18 protein-coding genes are annotated in these 20,710 nt (G+C 74.0%); 12 read left to right on the top strand and 6 right to left on the bottom strand.

Going from position 1 to position 20,710, the window contains the following annotated elements; all coding sequences use genetic code 11:
• Positions 1–39 precede the first annotated feature (39 nt).
• Together ACZ60X_RS14880 and ACZ60X_RS14875 are read right to left on the bottom strand one after the other, a co-directional pair.
• Positions 40–921, bottom strand: coding sequence for an alpha/beta fold hydrolase (locus tag ACZ60X_RS14880; RefSeq protein WP_469598004.1), 882 nt, complete (start codon positions 919–921; stop codon positions 40–42).
• Positions 922–1,071: 150 nt separating this feature from the next.
• The gene (locus ACZ60X_RS14875; RefSeq protein WP_469598001.1) at positions 1,072–3,768 is read right to left on the bottom strand and encodes a DEAD/DEAH box helicase; all 2,697 of its coding nucleotides are present in this window, start codon (positions 3,766–3,768) and stop codon (positions 1,072–1,074) included.
• Between the two features lie 504 nt (positions 3,769–4,272).
• Here ACZ60X_RS14875 and ACZ60X_RS14870 point away from each other — a divergent pair.
• Positions 4,273–5,010, top strand: a complete 738-nt coding sequence (locus tag ACZ60X_RS14870) for a ferritin-like fold-containing protein (protein WP_469597999.1) — start codon at positions 4,273–4,275, stop codon at positions 5,008–5,010.
• Between the two features lie 116 nt (positions 5,011–5,126).
• On the opposite strand, the gene ACZ60X_RS14865 is transcribed toward ACZ60X_RS14870, so the two are convergent.
• From ACZ60X_RS14865 to ACZ60X_RS14850, 4 genes are all read right to left on the bottom strand, one after another.
• Positions 5,127–5,393, bottom strand: coding sequence for a hypothetical protein (locus tag ACZ60X_RS14865; protein ID WP_469597996.1), 267 nt, complete (start codon positions 5,391–5,393; stop codon positions 5,127–5,129).
• 173 nt (positions 5,394–5,566) lie between these two features.
• Positions 5,567–5,794 carry a DUF3107 domain-containing protein gene (locus ACZ60X_RS14860; protein WP_031163497.1) on the bottom strand — a complete coding sequence of 76 codons (228 nt, stop codon included), beginning with the start codon at positions 5,792–5,794 and terminating at the stop codon, positions 5,567–5,569.
• Between the two features lie 135 nt (positions 5,795–5,929).
• Positions 5,930–6,571: a TetR/AcrR family transcriptional regulator gene (locus ACZ60X_RS14855; RefSeq protein ID WP_217239499.1), complete on the bottom strand. Its 642-nt coding sequence runs from the start codon at positions 6,569–6,571 to the stop codon at positions 5,930–5,932.
• Between the two features lie 166 nt (positions 6,572–6,737).
• Complete coding sequence (locus ACZ60X_RS14850) at positions 6,738–6,968, bottom strand: hypothetical protein (RefSeq protein ID WP_469597992.1); 231 nt, start codon at positions 6,966–6,968, stop codon at positions 6,738–6,740.
• Positions 6,969–7,185: 217 nt separating this feature from the next.
• On the opposite strand from ACZ60X_RS14850, the gene ACZ60X_RS14845 reads away from it, so the two are divergent.
• From ACZ60X_RS14845 to ACZ60X_RS14795, 11 genes are all read left to right on the top strand, one after another.
• Positions 7,186–8,202: an alpha/beta fold hydrolase gene (locus ACZ60X_RS14845; protein WP_469597989.1), complete on the top strand. Its 1,017-nt coding sequence runs from the start codon at positions 7,186–7,188 to the stop codon at positions 8,200–8,202.
• 7 nt (positions 8,203–8,209) lie between these two features.
• Positions 8,210–9,649: a DUF3152 domain-containing protein gene (locus ACZ60X_RS14840; protein WP_469597986.1), complete on the top strand. Its 1,440-nt coding sequence runs from the start codon at positions 8,210–8,212 to the stop codon at positions 9,647–9,649.
• 56 nt (positions 9,650–9,705) lie between these two features.
• Positions 9,706–9,801: an Ms4533A family Cys-rich leader peptide gene (locus tag ACZ60X_RS14835; protein ID WP_317933593.1), complete on the top strand. Its 96-nt coding sequence runs from the start codon at positions 9,706–9,708 to the stop codon at positions 9,799–9,801.
• A gap of 172 nt (positions 9,802–9,973) precedes the next feature.
• The gene (locus tag ACZ60X_RS14830) at positions 9,974–11,692 is read left to right on the top strand and encodes an ABC transporter substrate-binding protein (RefSeq protein ID WP_469597983.1); all 1,719 of its coding nucleotides are present in this window, start codon (positions 9,974–9,976) and stop codon (positions 11,690–11,692) included.
• A 4-nt stretch (positions 11,693–11,696) separates the two neighbouring features.
• A complete protein-coding gene (locus tag ACZ60X_RS14825) occupies positions 11,697–12,743 on the top strand; it encodes an ABC transporter permease (RefSeq protein WP_469597981.1) in 1,047 nt (348 codons plus the stop codon).
• On the top strand, positions 12,740–13,738 hold the full coding sequence (locus ACZ60X_RS14820; protein ID WP_469597978.1) for an ABC transporter permease: 999 nt from the start codon (positions 12,740–12,742) through the stop codon (positions 13,736–13,738). The genes ACZ60X_RS14825 and ACZ60X_RS14820 overlap by 4 nt, the downstream gene beginning before the upstream one ends.
• Positions 13,735–15,327, top strand: a complete 1,593-nt coding sequence (locus ACZ60X_RS14815) for a dipeptide ABC transporter ATP-binding protein (protein ID WP_469597976.1) — start codon at positions 13,735–13,737, stop codon at positions 15,325–15,327. The genes ACZ60X_RS14820 and ACZ60X_RS14815 overlap by 4 nt, the downstream gene beginning before the upstream one ends.
• A gap of 201 nt (positions 15,328–15,528) precedes the next feature.
• Positions 15,529–17,274: a DUF3492 domain-containing protein gene (locus ACZ60X_RS14810; protein ID WP_469597974.1), complete on the top strand. Its 1,746-nt coding sequence runs from the start codon at positions 15,529–15,531 to the stop codon at positions 17,272–17,274.
• 62 nt (positions 17,275–17,336) lie between these two features.
• Complete coding sequence (locus tag ACZ60X_RS14805) at positions 17,337–18,803, top strand: DNA polymerase III subunit gamma/tau domain-containing protein (protein WP_469598425.1); 1,467 nt, start codon at positions 17,337–17,339, stop codon at positions 18,801–18,803.
• Positions 18,804–18,993: 190 nt separating this feature from the next.
• On the top strand, positions 18,994–19,953 hold the full coding sequence (locus tag ACZ60X_RS14800; protein WP_469597972.1) for an NAD-dependent epimerase/dehydratase family protein: 960 nt from the start codon (positions 18,994–18,996) through the stop codon (positions 19,951–19,953).
• Positions 19,941–20,690: a spherulation-specific family 4 protein gene (locus ACZ60X_RS14795; protein WP_469597969.1), complete on the top strand. Its 750-nt coding sequence runs from the start codon at positions 19,941–19,943 to the stop codon at positions 20,688–20,690. The genes ACZ60X_RS14800 and ACZ60X_RS14795 overlap by 13 nt, the downstream gene beginning before the upstream one ends.
• Positions 20,691–20,710 lie beyond the last annotated feature (20 nt).

The raw sequence follows: 20,710 nt of genomic DNA, 5'->3' as shown, positions 1-20,710 counted from the left end.
CCCCCGTCGGAGCAGGGCAGTCGTCTCCACCCGCGCGGATCAGGCCGTGACCGCGTCCCAGAAGTCGGCGAGCGCCCCGGCCGTGGCGAGCGGGCGGTCGGTGTTGGGCGAGTGCTCGGCGTCCGCGATGACCGTTCGCCGGGCCCGCAGCCGCTCCGCCATGTCGTCGAGCAGCGGCAGCGGCCAGGTGTCGTCCTTGTCGCCGGACAGGACGTGGAACGGCAGCGGCACGGCGGCCAGCTCGGCGACCCGGTCCGGTTCCGTGCACAACTGCCGTCCCGTGGCGAGGAGTTGCGCGGGCTTGGTGCCGAGCCAGCGGCGCCGCAGATCCTCCCGGTCGTCGAGCCCGCCGTCGAGCGCGGCCGTCTCGGTCTCCTCGGGCGTCTCCATCCGCTGGATGGCCTCCCAGACCTCGGCCATGTCCATCACCGCGAGCGCGTCCTGGAGCAGCTTCACGCGCTGTTGCTGCGGCTCCGAGATCTGCGCCGGGCCGGACGCCATCAGGGTGAGGGAGCGGAAGGGCGTGTGATCGAGCAGTACGGCCGCGCGCGCGATCTGGCCGCCGAGGGAGTGCCCCAGCAGATGCACCGGCCCCCCGGCCGCGACCGCCTCCACCTGCGCCAGCACGTCCCGCGCCAACTCGACCTGGACGTAGGCGCGTTCGTCGATCTCGGAGCCGTCCGACTCGAACTGCCCGCGCCCGTCCACGGCCACCGTCCGGTACCCGCGCCGCGCGAGCGGCACGTGCAGCGGATTGAAGTCCTCCTTGCTGCCGGTGAACCCCGGCAGCAACACCGCGACCCCCCTCGGCACCACCCCGTCGGCCACGGGAGCGTCGACGACGGCGAACTCCCCACGCGCGGTACGCAGCGTGTACGCGCGCGCGCCGGGGGGCGGTACGAAGGTGGGGGGCCTGCTCATGAGGAGAGGCTATCGGGCGGGGAGAGAAGCGACCGGGGCCGGGAGGGGCCAGGAGGCGCCGGGCGGGGGTGGGCCGGGTCGTCCGCGGGACGCGCGACGGCCCGGCCCACGGGGAGTGGGCCGGGCCGTCGGTGACGGGGTGCTGCCGGATCAGCCTTCGGCGGCCTCGACGACCGCCGTGGCCTTGCGGGTCCGGCGGCGCGGCTTGGCCTCCGGCTCCTCGGCGGCCTGCGCCGGGATCTCGGCGGCGGGCACCTCGGCGACCGCCTTACGAGTCCGTCGCGCCTTGGGAGCGGGCGCCTCGGCGACACCGTCCGCGTCCGGGGCCGTGGCGGCCTTCTTCCGCGTCCGGCGGGGCTTGACCTCGGCCTCGGGGGCCTCGGCCGGCTCCGGCACCGTCACGGCCGTCTTGCGGGTGCGGCGCGGCTTGGCCTCGGCGTCGGCTTCCGGAACCTCGGCGGTTGCGGCCGTCTTGCGGGTGCGGCGGGGCTTGGCCTCGGCCTCGGGGGCGTCGGCCGGCTCCGGGGCGGCTTCGGCCTTCTTCCGGGTGCGGCGCGGCTTCGCCTCGGTAGCTTCGGCGGTGCCGGCCGGCTCCGCGGCCTCGGCCGTGTCCACGGCGGCCTCGGCGGCTGCCGTCTTGCGGGTGCGGCGCGGCTTGGCCTCGGCGTCGGCTTCCGGAACCTCGGCGGTTGCGGCCGTCTTGCGGGTGCGGCGGGGCTTGGTCTCCGCGGCCTCGGCCGTGTCCACGGCGGCCTCGGCGGCTGCCGTCTTGCGGGCGCGGCGCGGCTTGGCCTCGGCGTCGGCTTCCGGAACCTCGGCGGTTGCGGCCGTCTTGCGGGTGCGGCGGGGCTTGGCCTCGGCCTCGGGGGCGTCGGCCGGCTCCGCGGCAGCCGTGGCCGCCGTCTTGCGGGTGCGGCGGGGCTTGGCCTCGGCGGTGGCCTCGTCCGTGACCTCGGGCGCGGCGGCCGCCGTCTTGCGGGTGCGGCGCGGCTTCGCCTCGGCCTCGGTCTCCGGGGCCGGCGTGGCTGCGGCCGTCTTGCGGGTGCGGCGCGGCTTGGTCGCCGGGGCGGGCTCGGCCGTGGCGACGGTCGTTCCCGGTTCCGCGACGGAGGTGTCCGCGACCGTCGGCTCCGCGACCGGCGCGGCGGTGGTGGCGGCTGCCGTCGTACGCGTGCGGCGGCGCGGCTTGGCCTCGGCCTCGGTCTCCGGGGCCTGCGCCGGCACGGCTTCCGTCACCGTCACGGCCGCCTCGGCGGCGGGCGCCTGTGCCGTGGGCTCCGACGACGTGCGGGTGCGGCGGCGGCGCGGCTTCTCCGGGGTCTCCGCGGCCTCGGGAGCGGCGGCCGGGGACTCCACCGGCTCCACCACGGTCGCGGCGGCCGGTGCCGGCTGGGCCGGCGCTCCGCCGCGCGTACGGCGACGGCGACGCAGGGTGCGCGGCGCCGACGCGGAATCCTCGGCCGGGCCGGACTCGGCGGCCGGCGTCGGGGCCGTCGTAGCGGCCGGCGTGGCGGCGGCGTCCAGCAGGGCGCCACCGCGCGTGCGGCGGCGACGGCGCGGCGTACGGGACGGGCGCTCGCGCTCCGCCGGGGCGGCAGCGGCGTCGGAACCGCCGCGGCCACTGCGGCCACCGCGACCGCGCGCACCGCGGCCACCGGTCTCGCCCAGGTCCTCCAGCTCCTCCGCCTCCAGACCCGCACGGGTCCGCTCCGAACGCGGCAGTATGCCCTTCGTGCCCGCGGGGATGCCGAGGTCGGAGAACAGGTGCGGGGACGACGAGTACGTCTCCACCGGGTCGTTGAAGTCCAGCTCCAGCGCCTTGTTGATCAGCTGCCAGCGCGGGATGTCGTCCCAGTCGACGAACGTGATCGCCGTACCCTTGGCGCCCGCGCGGCCCGTACGGCCGACCCGGTGCAGGTACGTCTTCTCGTCCTCGGGGGACTGGTAGTTGATGACGTGGGTCACGCCCTCCACGTCGATGCCGCGCGCGGCGACGTCGGTGCAGACCAGGACGTCCACCTTGCCGTTGCGGAAGGCGCGCAGCGCCTGCTCGCGGGCGCCCTGGCCGAGGTCGCCGTGGACCGCGCCGGAGGCGAACCCGCGGCGCTGCAACTGCTCGGCGATGTCGGCGGCCGTGCGCTTCGTACGGCAGAAGATCATCGCCAGCCCGCGGCCGTCGGCCTGCAGGATGCGCGCGACCATCTCCGGCTTGTCCATGTTGTGCGCGCGGTAGACGAACTGCTTGATGTTCGCGACCGTCGCGCCCTCGTCGTCCGGCGCCGTGGCGCGGATGTGCGTGGGCCGGGACATGTAGCGGCGCGCGAGGCCGATGACCGCGCCCGGCATGGTCGCCGAGAACAGCATGGTCTGACGCTTGACCGGCAGCATGTCGATGATCTTCTCGACGTCGGGCAGGAAGCCCAGGTCGAGCATCTCGTCGGCCTCGTCGAGGACCAGGCACTTGACGTGCTTCAGGTCCAGCTTCTTCTGGCCCGCGAGGTCGAGCAGCCGGCCGGGGGTGCCCACGACCACGTCGACGCCCTTCTTCAGGGCCTCCACCTGCGGCTCGTAGGCCCGGCCGCCGTAGATCGCCGTCACGCGCACGTTACGGACCTTGCCCGCCGTCAGCAGGTCGTTGGTGACCTGGGTGCACAGCTCGCGCGTGGGGACGACGACGAGGGCCTGCGGGGCGTCCGTGAGGGCCTCGGGGGCGGCGCGTCCGGCCTCGACGTCGGCGGGGACGGTGACGCGCTCGAGGAGCGGGAGGCCGAAGCCCAGCGTCTTGCCGGTGCCGGTCTTGGCCTGGCCGATGACGTCCGTGCCGGAAAGGGCGACGGGGAGCGTCATCTCCTGGATGGGGAAGGGGGTGATGATGCCGACGGCCTCCAGGGCCTCGGCGGTCTCGGGAAGGATTCCGAGTTCTCGAAACGTCGTAGTCAGGGTGCTGCCTCTTCTGTGTGGTGCGGTGCGAGGCGAGCGCGGGGGGTCATGGCTGACCGTGCCGGGGACGTCGGCTGCCGTACGGGCGAACCACTGGGGCAAGCCGTATGACACGGGACCTCTGCCGACGCTCTAGCGCTCGTACCGCTGAGGGTGTCCCTCCGGTCGTCGTACGTACTGCGCCGTACGCCAGGGAGGGCTGTCGGGTCGGAGCCGATCGGGCCACCGACCGGGCATCCTCATGCGTGCGCCCTGTCGGAACACGTCGAACATCGTCAACGCACTCAGCAGGCGCATTACCACCATACCCCGGATCGGCGCACATGCGATGGCCGATTTGGTCACGTAGTGGTAGTCACACTGATCGCCCAGGCACGTCCAGGGCGGCGCGAGCGGGCTATTGTGCGCCTCATGACTAGCTCTGACAAGCCTGAGAAGGACTCCGCCGCACCCACGGGCATCGCCGCCGAGGACTGGGCGCAGGCCTCCGCCGACCCGCAGTACCGCGCGGCGGTCGTGGATCTGCTCGGCGCGCTCGCGTACGGGGAGCTGGCGGCGTTCGAGCGGCTCGCGGAGGACGCCAAGCTGGCGCCGACCCTCTCGGACAAGGCGGAGCTGGCGAAGATGGCCTCGGCCGAGTTCCACCACTTCGAGCGGCTGCGGGACCGGCTGACCGAGATCGGCGAGGAGCCGACGGCCGCCATGGACCCGTTCGTCGCCGCGCTCGACGGCTTCCACCGCCAGACCGCGCCCTCGGACTGGCTGGAGGGCCTCGTCAAGGCGTACGTCGGCGACTCGATCGCGAGCGACTTCTACCGGGAGGTCGCGGCCCGGCTCGACTCCGACACCCGCGAGCTGGTCCTCGCCGTGCTCGACGACACCGGGCACGCCGGCTTCGCGGTGGAGAAGGTGCGGGCCGCCATCGATGCCGACCCGCGCGTGGGCGGCCGGCTCGCGCTGTGGGCGCGGCGGCTGATGGGCGAGGCGCTGTCGCAGTCCCAGCGGGTCGTCGCCGACCGGGACGCGCTGTCGACGATGCTCGTGGGCGGCGTCGCCGACGGGTTCGATCTCGCGGAGGTCGGGCGGATGTTCTCGCGGATCACGGAGGCGCACACGAAGCGGATGGCTGCGCTCGGCTTGGCGGCCTGACCCCTGTGAGGGGTGGTTGCGGGGAGTTGCGCGGCTGCGGGTCCGTGAGGGCTGGTCGCGCGGTTCCCCGCGCCCCCAGGGGATCGCCGCTCACGCGCCTCGGGAAGGCACCCTTGCTACGCCGTCGCTGAGCGGCGGATGCGGCCCGCCGGGCGCAGCAGCAGGGACAGGGACGCCGCCGAGATGACCGCCGCGCCCAGCAGGCTCAGCCAGGCGGTGTCGGAGCCGAGCGCGGTGTGGGTCACGAAGTCGCCGAAAAGGGCTCCGGCGATACCTGTCGAGAACACCAGTGGGCGGGCCGGGAGCCGGTGCGAGAGGCGGTGGACCGCCGCCCAGGCAAGGACGAGACCGAGCACTGCGGACGCGAGTGCTTCCAGGATCATGTCGGGGTCCCTCCCACGGCCGGGCTGCCCAGGTGCGGTCGTAGCCCGTCATACCCGTGACCTGCGGAGCGCAATCCTCCGCTGTGGGGGAGTTGTGGCCCTCCTGTGGGCGGATCCCCGCAGGCAAGGGGCCCGGCGGCCGAGTGCCGCCGGGCCCTTCTCACCGCATCGGCCTACAGCGTGCCGAAGCCCACCTTGCGCACGGTGGGCTCGCCGATCTCCACGTACGCCAGACGGTCCGTCGGCACCAGGACCTTGCGGCCCTTCTCGTCCTGCAGGCTCAGCAGCTGCGTCTTTCCGGCCAGCGCGTCGCTCACCAGACGCTCGACCTCCTCAACGCTCTGACCGCTCTCCAGAACGATCTCGCGGGGCGCGTACTGCACGCCGATCTTGACCTCCACGGCTATGTCCCTCCGACGGCCAGTGATGTGCGCGATCTTCCGCGCCGTACGCAGCCCACATTAGCCCGGTGAGGGGACGTACAGGCCGCGGGCCGCAAACGCCGTCAGCGAACAGGGAACGGGAACAAACGGCCGTCAGTGGTGTTCGGTGCCGTGCAGCGGGAAGCCGGCGATGCCCCGCCAGGCCAGCGAGGTGAGCAGCTGCACCGCCTGGTCGCGCGGGACGCTGCGGTCGCTGTGCAGCCAGGAGCGGGCCACCACCTGGGCGAGCCCGCCGAGACCGGAGGCCAGCAGCATCGACTCCGCGCGGGACAGGCCCGTGTCCTCGGCGATGACGTCGCAGATCGCCTCGGCGCACTCGTTCGTGACCTTGTCGACGCGCTCGCGCACCGCGGGCTCGTTCGTCAGGTCCGACTCGAACACCAGCCGGAAGGCACCGCCGTCGTCCTCGACGTACGCGAAGTAGGCGTCCATGGTGGCGCGCACGCGCTGCTTGTTGTCCGTGGTGGACGCGAGCGCGGTGCGCACGGACTGGATCAGCGACTCGCAGTGCTGGTCCAGCAGGGCGAGGTAGAGGTCGAGCTTGCCGGGGAAGTGCTGGTACAGCACCGGCTTGCTCACACCGGCCCGCTCGGCGATGTCGTCCATCGCCGCCGCGTGGTAGCCCTGCGCGACGAAGACCTCCTGGGCGGCGCCCAGCAACTGGTTCCGCCGGGCTCGGCGCGGCAGACGGGTGCCACGAGGGCGTGCTGCCTCAGTTTGCTCGATGGCTGTCACGCCGCCTCCCAAAGTCGTCCACATGCGGTGTCGGCCGCGCGGCCATCGTACTTTTCGGTAACCGTGGTGTGCGCGGTGCGAGCGCAGAATTTCACGTACCGGACGATGGCGAAAGCCGTGATCATCCTTTGATCAGGCCCATGGTGTGGCCGTGCGGTTCCGGGCGTCAGCGGTAGTCGTCCTCGTCGAGCGTGACCACGCGCGCCTGCTCGGCCTGATCGGCTTCGTTCGCGGCCCGGTCCGGGTCCACCCCGGCCAGGGGGTCGTCGCGGTCCGGCGCGAGATCGGCCTGCTGCTCGGCGATGTCCGCGTCCGGGGCCTCGACGTCGAACTCCGTGGCAGCCGTCTCGGTGTCCAGGTCGTCGGTCACGTCGGGCTCGGTGGGGTCATAGGCCATCGTGGGCTCCCTTCCTACGAACGTCCCTGGAAAACACAGGGGCCACACACACGGGTGCCCTGTGTACGAGCCTAGGAGACGGCGGATCCGGACGCCATGCCGTCACGCCCGTTCGCCGTCCGGTTTCCCACGCGCGTGCGGCTCATGTCTCGCACACGGCTCGCGTTGTGACGGCCACCACACGAACCTCGGCGTGATCACCTCGTAACATTGCCGCATGTCTTCGACCGAGTCGCCGTCCGCTCCGGCCGCCAGTGTCCTTCCGAGGGTGGCGCCCGTACGGGTCGGCGAGGGCGAGCGGCTGCGGTCCGTGGGGCTGCCCGGTGTCACCTTGTCGATCCGTTCGCGCCGCCCCGCCCGCGAGGGCCTGCCGCCCGCGCTCTACGTCCACGGGCTCGGCGGTTCCTCGCAGAACTGGTCCTCGCTCATGGCCGAGCTGGACGGCGTCGTCCACAGCGAGGCGGTCGACCTGCCGGGCTTCGGCGACTCGCCGCCCCCGGACGACGGGAACTACTCCGTCACCGGGCACGCGCGCGCGGTGATCCGCTATCTCGACGCGGCCGGCCGCGGCCCGGTCCACCTCTTCGGCAACTCGCTGGGCGGCGCGGTCACCACGCGCGTGGCCGCCGTCCGCCCGGACCTCGTCCGTACGCTCACCCTCGTCTCGCCCGCCCTGCCCGAGCTGCGCGTCCAGCGCACCGCGGTACCGACCGCGCTGCTCGGTGTGCCCGGTATCGCCGCCCTGTTCACCCGGATGACCAGGCAGTGGACGGCCGAGCAGCGGGTCCGCGGGGTCATGGCGCTCTGCTACGGCGATCCCTCGCGGGTGTCCTCCGAGGCCTTCCAGCAGGCCGTCGAGGAGCTGGAGCGGCGGTTGCAACTGCCGTACTTCTGGGATGCCATGGCCCGCTCCGCGCGCGGGATCGTCAACGCGTACACACTCGGCGGCCAGCACGGGCTGTGGCGCCAGTCGGAGCGCGTGCTCGCGCCGACCCTGCTGATCTACGGCGGCCGCGACCAGTTGGTCGGCTTCCGCATGGCCGCCAGGGCCGCCCGTTCCTTCCGCGATTCCCGCCTGCTGTCCCTGCCGGACGCCGGGCACGTGGCGATGATGGAGTACCCGGAGGTGGTGGCCGGGGCGTTCCGGGAGCTCCTGGCCGAGACCGCGGACCGCGGCACGGACACCGGGCGCGGGTCCGCCGCCGAGGCCGCCGTCCCCGGCGCGGGGAGCTGAGGCCGGCGTGGGACGCCACAGCCGTCGCGGACCGGCCCCCCAGGCCGACGCCGCCGCGAGCGCGCGGCGCGCGCAGAAGGCGGAGCAGAGCGAGAGGGCACCGCAGGCGCAGGGCGCCCGGCGGACGGAACGGCCGGGATCCGCGCAGCAGCGGCAGCGGCAACAGCCACAGGTGCAGCAGGGGCGTCCGAGGCTTGCCGACGGCCCGCCCGCCCAGCCGGTGCCCCGGTTCGTCGAGGGCACGCCCGCGCACGGGGTGCCCCGGCTCCCCGACGGGACGCCCGCCCGTGGCGTGCCCGGCCTGCGTCAGGCGGCCGCCGTGCGCGGTGGGCACCCTGAGCAGCGGGAAGCCGGGGGCGGCTGGGGGGAGTTCGCGGGGCGGCCCGGAGCCGGGGCCGGTCCCGGTGCGCTTCCGCGGCAGCGGAAGGCGGGGCAGGGCGGCGGGCCCCGGCAGGAGTACCTGGACGCCTTCGGCGACACCGGTGGCGGCGGCGCGGGCCTTGAGGACGTCGACGTCTTCGCGCCCCGCGCGCGTGGGCCGCGCCGTACCGTCGCGCCGGTGGCCGACCTGGCGACCGCGGTGGACGGCGGGGCCGGCGGCCGCGCACTCCCCGTCGGTGCACCCGGCGCCGATGTGCCCGCGCAGCGCTCCGGCGGCAAGGGGCGGGCCTTCACCGGGGTCGCGGCGGCGGCCGTCACCACCGTGCTCGCGGTGATCGTCGCCGGACATGTGGCCGAAGGGCGGCGGGACGGCGGGACGGCGCAGTCGCGGTCCGCGGCCGACCAGGAACGTGACGCCGGGGCCCCGGGAGGGGCGGCGCCCTCCGCCTCGGCGAGCGCGCCGGCGCCGACGTACGAGCAGGCGATGGACCGGACGTACCCGCTCAGCGCCACGCTGAAGGGCTCGGGGAGGTTCGACGCCGTACCGGGGTTCGACAAGGCGCCGGGCACCGGGCGCAAGTACACCTACCGGGTCGACGTCGAGCAGGGGCTGGGGCTGGACGGCACGCTGTTCGCCGCGGCCGTGCAGGAGACCCTGAACGACGACCGCAGTTGGGCCCACGGCGGCGCGCGTACCTTCGAGCGGATCTCCTCCGGCAGGCCCGACTTCGTGATCACGCTGGCGAGCCCCGGCACGACCGCCGCCTGGTGTGCCAAGTCCGGGCTGGACACCACGGAGGACAACGTCTCCTGTGACTCGGCGGCCACCGAACGAGTGATGATCAATGCGTACAGGTGGGCCCAGGGCAGCACGACGTACGGCAACAAGATCCATGCGTACCGGCAGATGTTGATCAACCACGAGGTCGGCCACCGGCTCGGCCACGGCCACGTGACATGCCAGAAGACCGGCGAGCCGGCGCCGGTCATGCAGCAGCAGACCAAGTTTCTGGACCACGACGGAATCCACTGTCTGCCCAACCCCTGGCCTTATCCCGGGAGTTGACAGGCGTCACTTATGTCGCATTGACATGAGACGTATGTTCGTTCATATTTTTGCGCATGTGGTCTAGTCATGCCGTCTCCGACAGCGCCGCCATCGAGCTGGCGCTCATCGGTGTGACCGCACTCTGCGTGGCCGACATCCACTGTCGCTGACGCCGCCTCCCTGGCGTTCGCGTCGCGACCTCTTTTCCCTTGTGCGCGTCCTCCCGCGCGCCCGTGATCCCGTCACGGGCTTTTTCGACGACCCGGCGCCGGGGCCGACGTCTGTCCGCAGCCGTCTCACTCCTCGTCCACAAGTCTCAGTATCCGAGAGGTCGTCATTCCGATGCGTCAACCGTCCGTCACAGCGCGCCGCGTGGCAGCGGCATCCGTCAGCCTGGTCGTGGCAGCGGGCGCCGCCGCCTGCGGCCCGAAGGACAGCGGTGCCAAGGGCTCCGGTGGCGACTCCACGCCCCACAAGGGCGGCACTCTCACGGTCCTGAACGCCCAGCCGCAGACCGACTTCGACCCCGCCCGCCTGTACACCTCCGGCGGCGGCAACGTCCCCTCGCTGGTCTTCCGCACGCTCACCACGCGCAACCGCGCGAACGGCGCCGCCGGTGCCAAGGTCGTCCCCGACCTCGCCACCGACACCGGGCGCCCCAACAAGGACGCGACCGTGTGGACGTACACCCTGAAGAAGGGCCTCACGTACGAGGACGGCACGCCGATCACCTCGGCCGACATCAAGTACGGCATCGAGCGCTCCTTCGCCCCCGAGCTGTCCGGCGGCGCCCCCTACCTGCGGGACTGGCTGGCCGGCGCGGCCGACTACCAGGGGCCGTACAAGGACAAGAAGGGGCTATCGGCGATCGAGACGCCGGACGCCCGGACCATCGTCTTCCACCTGGACAAGCCCGAGGGCGAGTTCCCGTTCCTCGCCACGCAGACCCAGTTCACGCCGGTGCCCAGGAGCAAGGACACCGGCACCAAGTACGAGGAGCACCCGGTCTCCTCGGGCCCCTACAAGGTCGTCAAGAACGAGAACGACGGCGAGCACCTGCTGCTGGCGCGCAACCCCTACTGGTCCCCGGCCACCGACGACCAGCGCAAGGCGTACCCCGACACGGTCGACGTGCGCTCCGGCCTGGACTCCTCGGTGATCAACCAGCGGCTGTCCGCGTCCCAGGGAGCGGACGCGGCGGCCGTCACCACGGACACCAACCTCGGCCCGGCCGAACTGGCCAAGGTCAGCGGCGACAAGGAACTCGCCGCGCGCGTGGGTACCGGCCACTTCGGCTACACGAACTACATCGCCTTCAACCCGACCGTGAAGCCGTTCGACAACCCCAAGGTGCGCCAGGCGATCGCGTACGCCGTCGACCGCTCCTCGGTCGTCAACGCGGCCGGCGGCAGCGCGCTCGCCGAGCCCGCCACCACCTTCCTGCCCAACCAGAAGTCCTTCGGCTACACGCCCTACGACCCGTTCCCGGCGGGCGCGTCCGGCAACCCGGCCAAGGCCAGGGAACTGCTCGCGCAGGCCGGCTACAAGAACGGCCTCACCATCACGCTGACCCACTCCAACGCCAAGGACTTCGAGACCAGCCCGGAGATCGCGACCGCCGTCCAGGACGCGCTCAAGAAGGCCGGCGTCACCGTCAAGCTCAAGGGCCTGGAGGACAACGACTACCGGGACACGATCCACGGCGTGAAGACCGAGCCCGGGTTCTTCCTCGCGCACTGGGGTGCCGACTGGCCCTCCGGCGGTCCCTTCCTCGCCCCGATCTTCGACGGCCGGCAGATCGTCAAGGACGGCGCGAACTTCAACACGGGCCTGCTCAACGACACGTCGGTCAATGACGAGATTGACGCGATCAACAAGTTGACCGACCTTGACGCTGCCGCCCAGCGCTGGGGTGCGCTGGACAAGAAGATCGGTGAACAGGCCCTCGTCGTGCCGCTGTTCCACCCGGTCTACAAGCGCCTGTACGGCAAGGACGTCAGGAACATCGTCGTCAGCGACTGGACCGGCGTTCTCGACATCTCCCAGGTCGCGGTGAAGTAGCGCCGTGAGCGAGGCACTTGTCGCCATCGAGACCGCCGGGACGGACGGATCCGACGCATCCGTCCCGGCGGGCTCGGGGGCCCGTCGGTTCTGGCGGCGGCTGCGGGCGCAGCGCGCCGCCCTGGTCGCCGCGGCCGTCGTCGCGCTGCTGGTCCTGGTCGCGCTCGCCGCGCCGCTGTTCACCGCCCTGGAGGGCCAGGACCCCACCACGTACCACCCGACCCTGATCGACTCCGCGCGCGGAGGCGTGCCCGTCGGCGCCTTCGGCGGCATCGGCGCCGACCACTGGCTGGGCGTCGAACCGCAGACCGGACGCGACATGTTCGCCCGGCTCGTCTACGGGGCACGGGTGTCGCTGGGCGTCGCCCTGGCCGCCACGGTGCTCCAGGTGGTCCTGGGCGTCGCCGTGGGCCTGGCGTCGGGCCTGGGCAACCGCTGGGTCGACCTGGTCCTGAGCCGCGTCACCGACATCTTCGTCGCGATGCCGCTGATGATCATGGCGCTGGCGCTGCTGGCCGTCGTACCCGACAGCTTCCCGCGGCCCGTCCTGGTCGCCCTCGTCATCTCCCTGGTCTCCGGCTGGAGCACCACGGCGAAGATGGTGCGCGCCCAGGCGCTCACCCTGAAGAACCTCGACTACGTCGCCGCGTCCCGGCTCAGCGGCTGGAGCACCTGGCGCACCGCCGTCCGCGAACTCCTGCCGGGCCTCGCCGCGCCCGTCATCACGTACGCGGCGCTGCTGATCCCGTCGAACATCAGCGCCGAGGCGGCCCTGTCCTTCCTCGGCGTCGGCGTGAAGCCGCCGACGCCGTCGTGGGGCCAGATGCTCACCTCCGCCGACGTCTGGTACCAGGCGGCACCGCAGTACCTGCTGCTGCCCGCCGCCGCCCTGTTCGTGACCGTGCTCTCGCTGACCGTCCTCGGCGACGGCGTGCGCGTCGCGCTCGACCCGCGCGCGGCCTCGCGCCTGCGCGTCGGCACCGGCCGCAAGCGGGAGGCCCGCGCGGCCACGGCGGACGCGACCGCCGTGCGGAAGGGGGACCGGGCATGAACGGCCTCACCGGCTTCGTCCTGCGCCGCGTGCTCGGCGCCGTGATCACCCTGTTCGCACTCTCGGTGATCATCTACGTCGTCTTCTACGTCACCCCCGGCAACGTCGCCCAGATCACCTGCGGCCCGCGCTGCTCCCCGGAGCAGGTCCACCAGGTCGCCGCGCAACTGCGCCTCGACGACCCGCTGTACGTGCGCTACTGGCACTTCCTCCAGGGCATCTTCGCCGGCCAGGACTTCTCCACCGGCACCGGCGTGGAGCACTGCTCGGCCCCCTGCCTCGGCGAGTCGTACCAGAACGACCAGCAGGTCACCGACATCATCCTGACCAAGCTGCCGGTGAGCTTCTCGCTGGTGCTCGGCGCGATGGTGATCTGGCTGCTGCTCGGCGTCGGTACCGGTGTGCTCTCCGCCTGGCGGCGCGGCCGGTTCAGCGAGCGCGTCCTGACCGCCGTCACGCTGGCGGGCACGGCCACGCCCGTCTTCGTCATCGGCCTGGTGCTGATGGTCGTCGTCTGCGGCCAGCTCCAGCTACTGCCCTTCCCCGAGTACGTCGCCTTCACCGACGACCCGCAACAGTGGGCGTGGAACCTGCTGCTGCCCTGGCTCTCCCTCGCCCTGATCGAGGCGGCGGGCTTCGCCCGGCTGACCCGGGCGTCGATGCTGGAGACGCTGGCCGAGGACCACATCCGCACGTTTCGCGCGTACGGCGTCGGCGAGCGCGCGGTGATCGCCCGGCACGCGCTGCGCGGCGCGACCGCGTCCGTCATCGCGCTCAACGCGATCACCTTCGGGTCGGCCGTCGGCGGCGCCGTCCTCACCGAGACCCTGTTCGGCCTGCCCGGCATCGGCCAGGAGCTGGTGCACGCGGTGAAGGTCGTGGACCTGCCGGTGGTCGTCGGCATGGTCCTGGTCGTCGGCTTCTTCGTGGTTCTCGCCAACGCCGTCGCGGACGTGCTGTACGCGGTGGCCGACCGACGGGTGGTGCTCGCATGAGCCTGGTGGACGTCACGGACCTGACCGTCGAGTTCGGCTCCCTGCGGGCCGTGGACGGGGTCTCCTTCAGCCTGGCGAAGGGTGCCGCGCTCGCCCTCGTCGGCGAGTCCGGCTCCGGCAAGTCCACGGTCGCGGGTGCCCTGCTGGGCCTGCACCGGGGCACCGGGGCGCGGGTCACGGGATCCGTGCGGGTGGCCGGTACGGACGTACACGCCGCCCCGGACGAGGAGTTGCGGCGGCTGCGCGGCGCCAAGGCCGCCATGGTCTTCCAGGACCCGCTCTCCTCGCTCGACCCGTACTACGCGATCGGCGACCAGATCGCCGAGGTTCATCGCGTGCACGCGCGCGTGTCGCGCCGCAGCGCACGCGCGCGTGCCGTCGAGGTGCTGGAGCGGGTTGGAATCCCGGACGCGGCACGGCGGTCCCGGTCCCGGCCGCACGAGTTCAGCGGCGGCATGCGCCAGCGTGCGCTGATCGCCATGGCCCTCGCCTGCGAGCCGGACCTGCTGATCGCCGACGAGCCGACCACCGCCCTGGACGTCACCGTCCAGGCCCAGATCCTCGACCTGCTGCACACGCTGCGCGAGGAGACCGGCATGGGCCTGCTGCTCGTCACCCATGACGTCGGCGTCGCCGCCGAGAGCGTGGACGACGTCCTCGTCATGCGGCACGGCAGGGCCGTCGAGCGCGGCCCCGTCGGAACCGTCCTCGCGGCGCCCGCGCAGGCGTACACGCGCGAGCTGCTCGACGCCGTCCCGCGCGTGGACGCGCGCCGCACCGGCTCCGGGGCCACCGAGGAGGCCGTGCTGGAGGCCACCGGGCTGCGGCGCGAGTTCGGGCGCGGCAAGCGGGCGTTCGCGGCCGTGGACGACGTCTCGGTGACCGTCCGCCGCGGCGAGACCCTGGGCGTGGTCGGCGAGAGCGGCAGCGGCAAGACCACCCTCGGTCGCATGCTGGTCGGGCTGCTGGAGCCGACCGCCGGCACGATCCGCTACGAGGGGCGCCCGCACACGGCGGTGCACCCGTCCGTCCAGATGGTCTTCCAGGACCCGGTCTCCTCCCTCAACCCGCGCCGCCGGGTGGGCGAGTCCATCGCCGACCCGCTCCGCGCGCGCGGGGAACGCGAGGAGCAGCGCATCCGGGGGCGCGTGGCGGAACTGCTGGAGCGCGTGGGGCTCGAAAAGGCGCACTACGACCGCTACCCGCACGAGTTCAGCGGCGGCCAGCGCCAGCGCATCGGCATCGCCCGGGCACTCGCCGCCGAACCGCGGGTCATCGTCTGCGACGAGCCGGTCTCCGCGCTCGACGTCACCACACAGGCGGAGGTGGTCGAGCTGCTCGGCGAGTTGCAGCGGGAACTCGGCCTCGCGCTGGTCTTCATCGCCCACGACCTCGCCGTCGTACGGCAGGTCAGCGACCGGGTCGCGGTCATGCGCCGGGGCAGGCTCGTCGAGTACGGGCCCGCCGACGAGGTGTACGACAGCCCGCGCGAGCCCTACACGAAGCAGCTCCTGGCCGCCGTACCCGCGCTCGATCCGGACCTGGCGGCCCGGCGGCGCGCGGCCCGGCGGGAGCCCGCCGTGGCGTAACGTTTCGCGCACGGACGATGACGCTCTGAACCCTTAGCGCTACGGAACGCGACCCGCACGCGAAAGTTACGACCGTTCACCCCTTTTGGTGGCGCGATGGACAACCGTCCGTCGCGCCACCGCCTTGTCCGCTTACGTTCGTCCCGCTGCGAGCCGCCGGGACAACGGTGGCTCCCCAGACGGGAGATCGGGGGTGCACACGTGCGCATCGGACTGCTTACGGAGGGTGGCTATCCGTATGTGAGCGGTGACGCCGGGCTCTGGTGCGACCGGCTCGTGCGCGGGCTCGCACAGCACGAGTTCGACCTCTACGCGCTCAGCCGCGGCCGACGGCAGGAGGACGAGGGCTGGGTCCCGCTCCCGCCGCAGGTGAGCCGGGTGCGTACGGCGCCGCTGTGGACGGCCGAGGAGGGCGGGGTCGGCTACGGCCGGCGCGCGCGCCGGCGCTTCGCCGAGTGCTACGGGGAACTGGTCGGGGCCGTGTGCGCCGGAGCCGCCCCAGGGGCGGACGGCGCCCGCGCGGGCGCGTCGGACGGCGACGGGAGCCGGTCCGGGGAGGGGGCGGCCGATCTGGCGGACCGTTTCGGCAGTGCGCTGTACGGGCTCGCCGAACTCGCCCGCGAGCACGGCGGCCTGGTCGGCGCCCTGAGCTCGGACACCGCCGTACGCGCCCTGGAGCGCGCCTGCCACGCTCCTGGAGCGCTGCGCACGGCGCGCGAGGCGCGCGTCCCCGATCTGCTCACCGTCACCGCGCAGCTCGAACGCGCCCTGCGTCCCCTCTCCCTCGACTGGTACGGCGACGACGGGCTCGGCGCGGCCGACCTCTGCCACGCCACCGCCGGCGGCACCGCCGCCCTGCCCGGCCTGCTCGCCCGGCACTTCGCCGGTGTCCCGCTGCTCGTCACCGAGTACGGCGTGCAGCTCCGCTCGCACTACCTTGCCCTCGGCCCCGACACCGCCGCCCCCGCCGTACGCGCGCTGCTCGGCGCCTTCCACGGCCGGCTCGCCGCCGAGGTGTACCGGCGCGCCGAGATCCTCACCCCCGGCAACGCCCACGCGCGCCGCTGGCAGGAACGGTGCGGTGCCGACCGGGCCAGGATCCGCACGGTCTACCCGGGCATGGACGCCACCCGCTTCACGGAGGCCGGCGAGTCACCGGACCGGGCCGACCCCCGCACCCTGGTCTGGGTCGGACGCGTGGAACCCGCCAAGGACCTGATCGGGCTGCTGCACGCCTTCGCCGACGTGCGCAAGGAGGAGCCCCGCGCGCGCCTGAGGATCGTCGGCGCGCCCGCCGGGGCCGAGGGCGCGGCCTATCTCGGCCACTGCCGGGCGCTCGCCGCCCAGCTCTTCCCCGACGAGGCGGAGGGCGTGCACACCGTCGGCGACAACCCGGTCTCCTTCGAGGAGATCGGCGGCCCCGAGGCGCCGACGCTGCCCGACGCGTACGCCGCCGGCGCGGTCGTCGTGCTGTCCAGCGTCGTCGAGGGCTTCCCGATCAGCCTCGTCGAGGCCATGCTCTGCGGCCGGGCCACGGTGTCCACGGACGCCGGCGCGGTGGTCGAGGTCATCGGCGGTACGGGCCTGGTCGTGCCCGCGCGCAATCCACGGGCGCTCGCCGAGGCGTGCCTGGCGCTGCTGCGCGACCCCGAGCGCCGCGCGCGCCTGGGTGCCGCCGCGCGCGCCCGCGCGCTGGAGCTGTTCACCGTCGAGCAGAACATCGCGGCATTTCACGGCATTTACCTGCAGATCGTCTCGCACTGCCCGGTGCGCCGGGTCGTCCTCGACGAGGCCGGTGAGCCCCTGCCGTTCGCCGCCCCGGCCGAGTCCCACGTCCCCGGCCGCTGGACCGGCCCCACGGCCCGCGCCCTGCCCCGGACCGCCCCGGGCTGGGCCACGACCGCGCCGGTCCGCGCGACAGCACTGGCGGCCGCGGAGGGGGTGTGAGCGACGTGACCGACGTACAGGACGACGGCTGCGCCGAGGGGGCCAGGCCCGGCGGGGCCGACCTGCCCTGCAGGCCGAGCGGAGCGGAACCGTGGGACGCGTGGTCGGGGCAGTGGCCCCCCACAGCGGCAGCGGGGAGCGCACCCGGCGGAAGGGGGCCGGTGGGGGCGGCGGAGGCTGCAGTGGCCGGTTCCGCAGGTTCCGCGCCGGTGGCGGGCTGGAGCGCTCCCGGCGTGCCCGTACCCGCCGTCTCCGGCAGCGGGCCCGAGCGGTCGGTCGCCGGGAACGCACCCGCGCCGTCTGCCGGATCCGGCTCGCCCCTGCCGGCGCCTTCCGCGGGCGCGTCCCCGCCGTCCGCCGGAACAGACGTGCCCGCACCGGCGCCCACCGCGGGTGTCGCGGGCTCGGCCGTGCGCACCGCGACCCGGCGCGGCGCCGGTGACCCCGTGAAGGCGCTGCTGCACCGGCACCGCGAGCTGTGCGAGCGGGCGGTGGATCCGCTGGAGATCGCCGCCGGGCTGGAGGCGCACGGCATCACCGACCGCGGCGCCGCCCGCTTCCGGCACCGGGACGTCTTCTCCCTGGCCGAGGAGTTGTACGCGCGCGTGCCGCGCGACGGCGGTGAGGCGGGGACCGGGTCCGGGGCCCTGCCCGTCCCGCGCGTCCGCGCCGACTGGGTCCTGCTCACCCCGCTGCCCGGCGCGCTCGGCGCGGCCACCGTGGCCGGGCTGCGCCTCACCCACGGCCACCTCCGCCTCCTCGTCGCCCTGGCCGGTCTCCTCGCCCTCTGCCTCGCCACGCGCGCGGTGCTGCGCCGCGGCCCCCTCGCGGGACCGCCCGGCGGCTCCGCGCGGCACCCGGCGGGCGGCACGCGCGCGTGGACCCTCTGGCTGCTCGGGTACGCCCTCCTCGGCGACGGCCTGCTCGACTGCGTCCTGACCGGCGGCCCCGACGCCCCGCCGACCGGCGCCCCGGACGGCCCCTGGCCCACGGCCCTGGCGCCCGCCCTGGCCCTCGCGCTGGCGTGCGCTCCGGCGGCCTGGAGCGCCCATCTGCTCAGCACGGGCGCCCGCCGCAGGCTGGCAGGCAGCCGTGGCCTCGCGGACTTCACGTCCGCCGCCAGGCCACTGCTGTTCGGCACGCTCACCCTCTTCCTGGGCGCGCTCACCGGCCTGCTCCTGCTCTGCGGCGCGGTCCTGCGCGAACCCGCGGCCTACGCCCAGGCCCTCACCCTGGGCGCCCTGCTCCTGCTCGCGCGCCTGCTGGCCGTACACCGCCACCGGCGTGCGCCGGCGCTCGCGCTGGGCGCCGCCGCCACGACCGAGGCGGCGGCCCTCGCCCTGCCGCTGGCCGGCCGGCTGCCCGGCTGCGCCTTCCTGGCGACCCCCGTGCGGGCCCTCGTCAGCGCCTGCGGCCCGGCCGCCGTACCGGCCCTCGCCTGCGGCGCCGCGGCCCTGGCCCTGCTGTGCCACGCCGGCCGCACGCTCACCCGGGCCTCGGCCCACGCGCCCGCGGGAGCCTGCGAGTGAGCTCCCGAGTGAACCTTCCGACACCGCCCCACCGCCGCGGGCACCCGCGTCACCCCTTCGAAGGAGAACACCAGATGACCACCTCCCGACCCGGAGCGTCCGGAGCCCCCGGAACCGCCGGAGCGCCCGCGGCGACCGGTGCCCTCGCCGCGGCCGGTCCCGCCGCCGCGCACACCCCGGGAGGCGCCCGATGAGGGTTCTGCTGATCGGAGCAAACGGGTACATCGGCCGCTTCGTCGCCGACCGCCTGCTCGCCGACCCGGCCGTCCAGCTCACCGCGCTCGGCCGCGGCGACGACGCCGACGTCCGCTTCGACCTCGCCACCGGCAGCCCGGGCGCGCTCACCCGCTTCCTCGACGCGGTCCACCCCGGGGTCGTCGTCAACTGCGCGGGCGCCACCCGCGGCGGCGCCCGGGAACTCACCCGGCACAACACCATCGCGGTCGCCACCGTCTGCGAGGCCCTGCGCCGCAGCGGGTGCGGAGCCCGGCTGGTACAGATCGGCTGCGGCTCGGAGTACGGTCCGAGCCAGCCCGGCTCCTCCACGGCCGAGGACGCCGTGCCCCGCCCCGGCGGCCCGTACGGCGTCAGCAAGCTCGCCGCGACCGAACTGGTCCTCGGCTCGGGCCTGGACGCCGTCGTACTGCGCGTCTTCTCCCCGGCCGGCCCCGGAACGCCGGCAGGCTCCCCGCTGGGCCGCCTCGCCGAGGCCATGCGCCGCGCCATGCAGGCCGGGGACGGTGAACTCAAGCTCGGCGGGCTCGGCGCCCAGCGCGACTTCATCGACGTCCGCGACGTCGCGCGCGCCGTGCACGCCGCCTCGCTCTCCGCCGCGCAGGGCGTCATCAACATCGGCTCCGGCCGCGCCGTCCGGCTCCGCGACGCCGCCGCCGTCCTCGCCCGGGTCGCCGGGTACGGCGGCACCCTGCACGAACTCGACGCCCCGCCCGGCCCGCCCCGCGCCCCCATCGGCCACCCGCGGGCCGACGCCGACCACGCCGCACCGGTCGCGTACCCGTACCCGGACGGCTGCGGCAGCTGGCAGCAGGCCGATGTACGCACCGCCCGGGACCGGCTCGGCTGGCGGCCCCGCATCAACCTCGAAGAATCCCTGGCCGACATCTGGATGGAGGCGGCATGCCGCATCTGACCAGCACCGCGGCGGGCGCGACGAGCACGGGCCTGCGCACCGCCCTCGGCGTCCCGGGCTTCGCCCACCCGCTCGTCGCGCCCGCCCAGTGGGCCGGACTCGCCCGCCCGGGCGTCCCGCTGGACTGGGTGGTCCTCAACGTGTCGTCGGGGCCGGGCACCCGCCCCGACCCGCACTGCCTGGAGGCCGCGGACCTGCTCCGCGGCGCCGGTGCGCGGGTCCTCGGCCACCTGGACGTCACGTACGGCGCCCGCTCGTTCGCCGACCTGCTCGGCGACGCGCACCGCCACCTCGACTGGTACCGCGTCGACGGCTTCCTGCTGGCTCGCTGCCCCACCGAACGCGCGGCGCTCCCCGAGGTCCGCCGGGCGGTCACCACGCTGCGGGCGATCAGTGACGCCGCCCATGTCGTACTCGGCCACGGCCGCCATCCGTACCCCGGCTACGCGGAGAGCGCCGACCAGCTGGTGACCTTCTCCGGGCCCTGGTCCGACTACCGCTGGTCGCAGGCCGCCGAGTGGACCGCCGACTACCCGCCGGACCGCTTCTGCCACTTCGTGCACGGCGTGCCCCGCGGCCACCTGGACGAGGCCCTGCGCATCGCCCGCTGGCAGGGAGCCGCGACGATCTACTTCACCGACCGCACGGACCGCGGTGGCCGCACCGACCCGTGGGGGACGATGCCCGGCTACTGGGACGACATCGTCTCGCTTATCGGGACAGGTGTCTCGGAATGAAAAAGGCCGTGGCAGTGTTA

This window comes from Streptomyces sp. NPDC104106 (assembly GCF_055584345.1).
The sequence above is the reverse complement of the archived record's forward strand: the minus strand, read 5'-3'. Positions and strand labels throughout refer to the sequence as shown.

What these genes read in the sequence shown, in the direction of transcription:
- ACZ60X_RS14880 (WP_469598004.1), bottom strand. Translation starts at nt 921, where the DNA reads ATGAGCAGGCCCCCCACCTTCGTACCGCCCCCCGGCGCGCGCGCGTAC.
- ACZ60X_RS14875 (WP_469598001.1), bottom strand. Translation starts at nt 3,768, where the DNA reads ATGACGCTCCCCGTCGCCCTTTCCGGCACGGACGTCATCGGCCAGGCC.
- ACZ60X_RS14870 (WP_469597999.1), top strand. Translation starts at nt 4,273, where the DNA reads ATGACTAGCTCTGACAAGCCTGAGAAGGACTCCGCCGCACCCACGGGC.
- ACZ60X_RS14865 (WP_469597996.1), bottom strand. Translation starts at nt 5,393, where the DNA reads ATGATCCTGGAAGCACTCGCGTCCGCAGTGCTCGGTCTCGTCCTTGCC.
- ACZ60X_RS14850 (WP_469597992.1), bottom strand. Translation starts at nt 6,968, where the DNA reads ATGGCCTATGACCCCACCGAGCCCGACGTGACCGACGACCTGGACACC.
- ACZ60X_RS14845 (WP_469597989.1), top strand. Translation starts at nt 7,186, where the DNA reads ATGTCTTCGACCGAGTCGCCGTCCGCTCCGGCCGCCAGTGTCCTTCCG.
- ACZ60X_RS14835 (WP_317933593.1), top strand. Translation starts at nt 9,706, where the DNA reads ATGTGGTCTAGTCATGCCGTCTCCGACAGCGCCGCCATCGAGCTGGCG.
- ACZ60X_RS14830 (WP_469597983.1), top strand. Translation starts at nt 9,974, where the DNA reads ATGCGTCAACCGTCCGTCACAGCGCGCCGCGTGGCAGCGGCATCCGTC.
- ACZ60X_RS14820 (WP_469597978.1), top strand. Translation starts at nt 12,740, where the DNA reads ATGAACGGCCTCACCGGCTTCGTCCTGCGCCGCGTGCTCGGCGCCGTG.
- ACZ60X_RS14815 (WP_469597976.1), top strand. Translation starts at nt 13,735, where the DNA reads ATGAGCCTGGTGGACGTCACGGACCTGACCGTCGAGTTCGGCTCCCTG.
- ACZ60X_RS14800 (WP_469597972.1), top strand. Translation starts at nt 18,994, where the DNA reads ATGAGGGTTCTGCTGATCGGAGCAAACGGGTACATCGGCCGCTTCGTC.
- ACZ60X_RS14795 (WP_469597969.1), top strand. Translation starts at nt 19,941, where the DNA reads ATGCCGCATCTGACCAGCACCGCGGCGGGCGCGACGAGCACGGGCCTG.